Raw genomic sequence first — 2,812 nt, forward strand, 5'->3', positions numbered from 1 at the left:
TTCAGTTGCTTAACTGAACGGCATTACCCCTTCGTGGGCGCTTTTTTCGTTTCCGGCCGCCGTCGCGCAATAGCCGGCGCGCACGATCTGCGCTGACGCGGAAACGCTTCCTTTACAATCCGGGTCGATTCGGCGCGGCGAAGGGGAGTCGCGCGCCGCGGCAAACCTCAACAAAGAGAGGGCTTCATGAAGTTTATCGTCTGGCTGGTTCGGGTATTGGTGTTCGTGCTGCTGCTGGTGCTCGCACTGGCCAATACGCAGACGGCGACGTTGAATTTCCTTGCCGGCTATGCGTGGCAGGCGCCGCTGATCCTGATCGGGCTGGCGTTCTTCGGTGTCGGGCTGCTGGCCGGCCTGCTGTCCGCGTTGCCTGCGGTGTTTCGTCTGCGGCTCGAGAACGGCCGCCTGAAGCGCGATTTGCGCGCGGCGAGGGAAACGCCGGCCGTCGTCGATCAGCCGCCGATGCCGCCCGTCATTTAAACCCCGACACCGCGCGAGTCTCGCGCGGTTTTCGTCTCTGCTTCGATATTTCGCATGGATCTGGATTTCTGGTGGTTGCTCGCGATTCCGGTCGCTTTCGCGCTCGGCTGGGCGGCGTCCCGCTATGACCTGAAGAGTCTGCTGTCGGAGAGCGCGAATCTGCCGCGCTCGTATTTTCGCGGCCTGAACTTTCTGCTGAACGAACAACCGGACAAGGCGATCGATGCGTTCATCGAAGTCGCGAAGCTCGATCCCGAAACGGTCGAGCTGCACTTCGCGCTCGGCAACCTGTTCCGCCGCCGCGGCGAGACGGATCGCGCGATTCGCGTGCACCAGAATCTGCTGAGCCGGACCGACCTGCCCGTCAACGAGCGCGATCACGCGCTGTACGAGCTCGGTCAGGACTTCCTGAAGGCCGGCCTGCTCGATCGCGCCGAAGAGGCGTTTCACAAGCTCGCCGACGGCGACTATGCGCTCGGTGCGCAGCGCGCGCTGCTGACGATCTACGAGATCGAGAAGGACTGGAACAAGTCGATCGATACCGCGAAGCGCATCGAATCGATGAGCGACAAGCCGCTCGGGACCGAAATCGCGCAGTTTCATTGCGAGCTCGCGCAGGATGCGCTGCAGCGCAAGAACGGCGCGGCCGCGGCCGAACAGCTGCGGCTCGCGCTCGCCGCGAATCCGCAGAACGTGCGCGCGACGATCCTGTCCGGCGATGCGGCCGACGCGGCCGGCGATCACGCGGCGGCGATCGAGCACTGGAAGCGCGTCGAAGCGCAGAATCCCGCCTATCTGCCGCTCGTCGCCGACAAGCTGATGAAGGCGTACGTCGCGCTCGGCAAGGCGGCGGAGGGTGCGGAGCTGCTGATGGGCTACGTCGACCGCTATCCGTCGAACGACCTGCTCGACATCGCGTATCAGCACATCGCGGGCTTGCGCGGGCAGGACGCCGCGCATACGCTCGCGCGCACGCAGATGGAGAAGTCGCCGAATCTGTCCGGCATGCTGCATCTGCTCGATGCGCAGATCGCCGGTGCCGACGAGCCGCGGCGTAAGGAACTTGAAATGATGCGTGCGCTGATCAAGCAGCGCACCAAAAATCTGCCACGGTATACGTGCCAGAATTGCGGTTTCCGGGCGCGGCTCTTCTACTGGCAATGCCCGGGCTGCAGCGGCTGGGAAACCTATGCGCCGCGCCGCGTCGAACCTGCGATGCCGGGCTGATCCCGGCACACGGCGCCGACGCATCGCGGTCGTCGCCGGGCGAAGCCCGGCGGCCAAGTTAGTCTATTACCGGGAAGCACCGGAACATCTATGAAAATCACCATCATCGGCACGGGCTACGTCGGCCTCGTCACGGGCGCGTGTCTCGCGGAGATCGGCCACGACGTCTTCTGTCTCGACGTCGATCCGCGCAAGATCGAGATCCTCAACAACGGCGGCGTGCCGATCCACGAACCGGGGCTGCTCGAGATCATCGCGCGCAACCGCTCGGCCGGACGGCTGCGTTTTTCGACCGATATCGAGGCAAGCGTCGCGCACGGCGAGATCCAGTTCATCGCGGTCGGCACGCCGCCCGACGAAGACGGCTCGGCCGACCTGCAATACGTGCTCGAAGCCGCGCGCAACATCGGCCGCCACATGACCGGCTTCAAGGTGATCGTCGACAAGTCGACAGTGCCCGTCGGCACCGCGCAGCGCGTGCGCGGCGTCGTCGAGGAAGCGCTCGCCGCGCGCGGCCTCGCGGGCAGCGTCGCGCATCGCTTCTCGGTCGTATCGAATCCCGAGTTCCTGAAGGAAGGCGCGGCGGTCGACGACTTCATGCGTCCGGACCGCATCATCATCGGCGTCGACGACGACGAGACCGGCACGGTCGCGCGCGAGAAGATGAAGAAGCTCTACGCGCCGTTCAACCGCAATCACGAGCGCACGATCTACATGGACGTGCGTTCCGCCGAATTCTCGAAATACGCGGCGAACGCGATGCTTGCGACGCGCATCTCGTTCATGAACGAGATGTCGAATCTCGCCGACAAGGTCGGTGCCGACATCGAGGCCGTGCGCCGCGGCATCGGTTCGGATCCGCGCATCGGCTATCACTTCCTGTACGCGGGCGTCGGCTATGGCGGTTCATGCTTCCCGAAGGACGTGCAGGCGCTGATCCGCACCGCCGGTGAAAACGGCCAGCCGCTGCGCATTCTCGAAGCGGTCGAAGCGGCCAACCATGCGCAGAAGGACGTGCTGATCGGCAAGATCGAGCGGCGTTTCGGCGCGGATCTGAGCGGCCGCGAATTCGCCGTCTGGGGGCTCGCGTTCAAGCCGAACACCG

General features: G+C 64.7%; 3 protein-coding genes. All 3 read left to right on the forward strand.

What is annotated here, in order from left to right:
• Positions 1–186 precede the first annotated feature (186 nt).
• Entirely contained in the window at positions 187–480 is a 294-nt protein-coding gene (locus HMPREF3115_RS17930) for a lipopolysaccharide assembly protein LapA domain-containing protein (protein ID WP_006406241.1), read from the forward strand.
• Between the two features lie 54 nt (positions 481–534).
• A complete protein-coding gene (gene lapB / locus HMPREF3115_RS17935) occupies positions 535–1,707 on the forward strand; it encodes a lipopolysaccharide assembly protein LapB (RefSeq protein WP_006400722.1) in 1,173 nt (390 codons plus the stop codon).
• 90 nt (positions 1,708–1,797) lie between these two features.
• The coding region (locus HMPREF3115_RS17940; protein WP_256276245.1) for a UDP-glucose dehydrogenase family protein at positions 1,798–2,812 on the forward strand (1,015 nt) is incomplete at its 3' end.

Source organism: Burkholderia sp. HMSC10F09 (assembly GCF_001806955.1).
Classification (GTDB): domain Bacteria; phylum Pseudomonadota; class Gammaproteobacteria; order Burkholderiales; family Burkholderiaceae; genus Burkholderia; species Burkholderia multivorans.